This is a genomic window from Bartonella sp. CR127HXZ, assembly GCF_042194555.1.
GTDB lineage: Bacteria > Pseudomonadota > Alphaproteobacteria > Rhizobiales > Rhizobiaceae > Bartonella > Bartonella grahamii.
The window spans coordinates 1-5,556 of sequence record NZ_JBHIMZ010000033.1; the positions used below are offsets into that span (position 1 = coordinate 1).

The window sequence follows — 5,556 nt, forward strand, 5'->3', positions numbered from 1 at the left end:
GGATAAGGTTCTACAGTTTCATAGTTTACGTGCAAATGACCCAGTTCACGCCCAGCTGTTACAAACTTCCAAAAATCTTCAGCGCTTTTTACACAAGGGATGCGAGGCAACTCTTTAGAGAGGTTATCAGCATAACGGGCACGATAATCTTCTGAGTGAAGTAGACCGTATACGTAATAAAAGATATCTTCTTTTATTATAGTCTCATTAGGATAAGCAGCTTTAAAATGCGCTAGTCCCTCATCTGTAATGGCATCATGTTGTTCTAAACCTGATGTTTTCCTGTCTTCTATAGAATTCGCAAATAAATGGGATTGTTTTTCATTTTTACTTTTTGGGACCGTACTATCTTCATAAATATAGCGTGGAAAGCATTGTCCATTTTCTATCACCTGAACATCGGGTAGAGCCGTAGTCATAAGCACAGAAAAGCCTCCCATTGCTCCTATACCTGTAACTTGAATTACTTTATTTCCAATCATTTCCCCTATCGGAAATATACGCGGCATTTGATAGACTCTATGGTTAAAAATACGACTATAGTAAAGCCATTGCTTCGTAAAAGGACGATATAGGCTTTGAATAAGACATTTATCTTCAAATTCAAAAACCTTTCCTCTTACAAACTCTTCTTTCAGACTACTACTCCAACAAATTTTTGTAGCATCAACACTAACAAAATCGTTTACAGCATTTGCACGTAACTTACGGTCAGCATGCGGATAGACATTATTAAAACGTTCCACTTCGCTATTATAGAAAGCAATCATATAACTCATGTTTTTTGCTAAAACTTCACGATTTGAGTTATATGCCCAAGCATCACGATTAGTTTGTATACCACACGAAAAAGTTTCAAAGAGCTTTTTCTTATTATTACCTTTCTTAACACCTATGGCTAAAAATGCTTTAAAATTGTCATCACGTTGATTTATCCAATCACCGTGCTTATCTGGTATAATGATTTGCCAACCTTGTTTACTCCGTGTAATACCATCAATGCTTCCAAGGGATTCAATCATTGTAAGCTTTTCTTGTCTCGTGAGATAGTCTCCAATATCACGAAAATATATCTTACCACGCTGTTGTGCATTTGGATTTTTTACGAGAATGGAAATCGCTATAGGGGCTCGAGATCCAGAACCAAAAATTTTACCACCTTCTTTTCGAGAAAGTTCTCCAGAAGTTCGTTGGTTACCCCGTAAATGGAAAATATAAAGGCTGCTAAATTCCTCAACGAGGCACTTTCGTAGACTGTCCGTAGAACTTCCATTAATAAAACCGGCATTTGTGACAAATCCGATTATCCCAGCATTATCAATACGGTCACTTGCCCAGCGAATAGCACGAATATAGCTATCATAAATTGCTTGCATATTGGTTGCTTTTGAATGAGCAGCATAAGTTTCACTAATACGTTTATCTAAAATCGGATAGGGTGTGTTTTTTGCATTATCATTTTCGTTTTTTTGCTTTGTTGAATAAGGAGGATTCCCAAAAATAACTTCAATATTGAGGTTTTTCTGAAGTTCTAAATATTCACTGTTTTTCTCTAGTAAACCTCTCATCAGATCTTGTTTTTCAAGCATCCGGAATGTATCGGTTAAACCAATATGTTTGAAAGGAGTATACTCTCCTTTCTTCAAACTATGATAAGTCGATTCAATGTTAATGGCTGCTATGTAGTACGCTAGCAAGACAATCTCATTGGCATGGATATCATGACGGAACTTATATTCCATATCCTCTGGTTTTATGAGCTTTGATTGTAAAAGCCTTGTGATAAAGGTACCCGTTCCAGTGAAAGGGTCAAGAATAGAAACACCACGTGACCCCAAGCTTTTTCCAAATTCATTGCGTAAAACATCATCAACAGAATGAATGATAAAATCCACGACCTCAACGGGGGTATAAACAATCCCAAGCCTATCCGTGGTTTTCTTAAATGCCTTGGTAAAAAAATCTTCGTAAAGTTTGATAATAAGATTTTGTCTTGCCTGTGGTTCGGTAATGCCAGAGGCACGGAATTTTACGCTGTCATAAAACTCTTGTAATTCTTTGGATTCTTCTTCAATATTGGTTTTATCGAGTTCTGTTAAGATTTTTTCCATTGCTTGCGAAATGGCATTGTTTTGTACAAATTCATTGCCCTCAAACAAAGCTTCAAACACAGGACGCGTTACAAGATGTTGCGCTAACATCTCAACGGCTTCTTCTTGCTTTATCTCACTGTTTAAGTTGTTTTTTAATTCCTTATAAAACGTATCAAAGGCATGATAAGCTTCGCTTGTTTGATCAGAAAGCATAGTTTGAAGGCGTGTGATATGGTTTTGTGCAATCTCAGCAACATTGCCAGCCCAAATGCCCCAATAATCACTCATGGTAGATTTTTTAACAATCAGTGTTTTGAGAGCATTGGGAAACTCAACAAAAAAGGGTAATCTTCCTGTTACGCTATGACTATGTTGCGGTTCATGAGCTTGTGTCCCAATACGAAGTCCGGATTGTTCTGATTTTTCGTGGAGCGGGATTTCGTCAATAACCGTGGTGACATTCTCTAATTCGGTCTTTTTAGAAACTGTAACAATGTCGATGATAGAGCTTACGTCTTGTCCTAAGACCATCTGGTTAAGGGTTTTACTAAAATTCTCATCATGGGCAAGCAAAGCATTGAGAACTTGCCAGACAACACTGTATCTCTTATTGTTTTTTAATGCCTCTTCTGGTGAAACACCAGCAGGAACACCAACCGGCAAAATGATATAGCCCATCTTTTTGCCTTTTGCACGACGCATCACACGTCCCACTGCTTGTATCACATCCACTTGGCTTTTACGCGGGTGTAAAAACATAACCGCATCAAGGGAAGGAACATCAACACCTTCTGAAAGGCAGCGTACATTGGTTAATATACGGCAGACATTCTCACCCGCATCTTCTTTCAACCAATCAAGTTTTATCGTACGGTTTTTGGCACCAGATTTTCCATTAATATGATCTGCTTGACAGTTAAGAGGGGGAATATTTTTATGGTTTTCATGAAGATCACGTAAATCTTTCTTAACTTCTTCATCGTTGAATGTTCTACATATGCGTTCAGAAGTATTAATATCTCTACAAAAAGCCAAAGCCCGATGCATGGGTCTTGTATCATCTCCAAGATCAATTTTCAGATCCATTTTGGTAAGAGCTTGATAACAACCCATGATCTTTGTTCTATCATCAAGAATAAGTTCATAATTCTTATCTGTCATCAGATGCTGGATAGATTTACTCACTTCTCCTTCATCAACACCTAAAACGATAATCTTGTAAGGCGTTAAAAGTCCATTTTTTACAGCATGGGAGAAACTATAAGAATAAAGGATTTTGCCATAAAGCTCTTCATCATCCATAGAAGCCAGAACGGCATCAATCTCATTAGCTTGTTTTTTGGCATTGTCACTAAAGATACGAGGTGTTGCTGTCATATACAGCCGTTTATTGCCCCGAATAAGGCTATTGTCATGAACCTTGATAAACTCAGATTCACTCTTGTCTGTTCCTAACACAGCTCCAGTGGTACGGTGTGCTTCATCACAAATGATCAGATCAAATTCCGGTAAAGCATATTTCTTTTGCGCATCCGAAATCACCTGGATCGAATGGTAGGTAGCAAAGACCACAGTCATTGCATCAGGAGAAGTCTTATTGGCTTTTTCTCCAAGCTTTTGAGAATCTGTTGTTGCTGGTAGAGCGAGATCCGAGACATCGAGTTCGGCAGCATCATCTTGGGCTTTACGACGCTTGCCAACTTGTGTATCAGAACACACCGCAAAGGAACGCAAGGGGATTGCTGTATCTGCTGTCCATTCTCTTATTGTTTGTGACATTAAAGAAAGAGAGGGGACAAGGAATAAAACACGTTTACCTTGACCAGCAAGAGCTTCTGCTATCTTCAGACTGGTAAAGGTCTTTCCCGTTCCACACGCCATAATCAGCTTGCCGCGGTCTGCTTCTTTTAACCCTTCACAAACAGCTTTAAGCGCTTCTTGTTGATGATCTAAAAGATTTTTCGGTTCTTTTTTCTTAAGAGTAGCTTCCCCTTTGCTTTCAAAGGTTGACCAATCTATTTGACTGTTTTCTAAATCAAAAAGATTAATCCGTTGAATGCGGACTCCTTGTCCTTCACAGGTGAGATCGGCATTGTTACTCCAATTACCTTCGGTGCTATCAACCAGAATACGGCGTGTGAAGATCTTTTTTCCCGAAGCAGCAATAAAGCTATCAATATCTTCTTTCTTGATCTGATGATTTGCACTATAAAACTTACATTGAATAGCGGCATATCCTTCTTCATCACGAATTTTAGCAACCAGATCAATGCCGATATCACGCCCATCTTCCCCATGCTCTTTTGCCCATTCACAATAGGTTTGAACCTTTTCATATTCTTGGCATTGCAGGGGGTCTTTCGTCAAATAAGCAATTACAAACTTTTCAAAAGAAGTTCCTCTATCGCGCGCACTTTCTGTATGATCACGGTAGGATTGTAACAGAGAGCGTAATGTCAGTGGTTTGTTATGAGATTGAAGCATTTATAATAAAACCCCACCGCTTTATAAGCGTTGATCTATCGGTGTCAAAAAACTTTAAATAGAATCTGCTAGATCTATTTAAAACATAGCAATAATAAAATAAAAAAAGGGTGCTAAAGACCCACAACCTGCTTAAAAAGAAATTTTATTAAAGGCTACTTATCCACAGCCTATGACATGAGGTAAGAACAGCAAAATAGTGAAATTTGCTGTTCGTTTTACGGGTTAATCAAGACAAATGAACTATGTGCCTTGATAGGTTTTATAGATAGGTTTTGAAGGTTTCTCAAACCTTCAAAACTCATAGATTAGGTGTCCTTTGAAGGTTCACTCTATGAATGCAAGGGGATATGGTTGAGCAAATTTATCCTTTATATTTATGGGGATATTGATGTATTAACCATTGACGCGCTAAACAGTTTTGTTTAGAGGTCTTTTCATATAAATGTGGGGGAGAGATCTTCAGCAGTTAAAAGCAGTTTTGGGTGTCACTTTTTTGGTCACAGAGGCATGTGCTTTTGTTAAAAGCGTCATAGGGCAGTGGCTGTTTTGAGTGGTCTTGTTAGAGGTTCCATGAAGTTCTTTTAAATCATGCTTCATGAATAGTGCAAAGCGGGGGCAATCTGTATTGTTTTCTGTATTTTTACGCCAAAGTTCTCTTTTGAGAATTTTTCGTGCCATTGTTGTTTTCTTTGGTTTGTTTACAGGTGTAAGTGTTTATGCGCGCTCCTCAGCTATTTTTCATTCCCCAACAGATAATTTTTCTCGCAGGTATTCAGAAAAGCAGCAATTAGAAAGAATTGAGAAATTACGCGCTTTAACGCCTAAAAGGATAAAGACGCCTTCAGAGCAAAATCCAGAAACGCTTTTAGGTGGGAAGCAATGTTTTCCAATTCATGCTGTTGTTGTTGAGGGAGTGCACCATGTCAAAAAGCGCTCTATATCAGCCGTAACAGAGCCTTATGTTGGAAGATGTATT

General features: G+C 38.3%; 1 protein-coding gene and 1 pseudogene. One reads left to right on the plus strand and one right to left on the minus strand.

Annotated features, from left to right (window positions below; genetic code table 11):
• Positions 1-4,577 (minus strand): DEAD/DEAH box helicase (locus ACFIKY_RS08705; RefSeq protein ID WP_375661713.1); only part of this gene is annotated, 4,577 nt, incomplete at its 3' end.
• A 598-nt stretch (positions 4,578-5,175) separates the two neighbouring features.
• Between ACFIKY_RS08705 and ACFIKY_RS08710 the strand changes: the two are divergent.
• A pseudogene (locus tag ACFIKY_RS08710) lies at positions 5,176-5,556 on the plus strand (ShlB/FhaC/HecB family hemolysin secretion/activation protein); the annotation flags it as partial.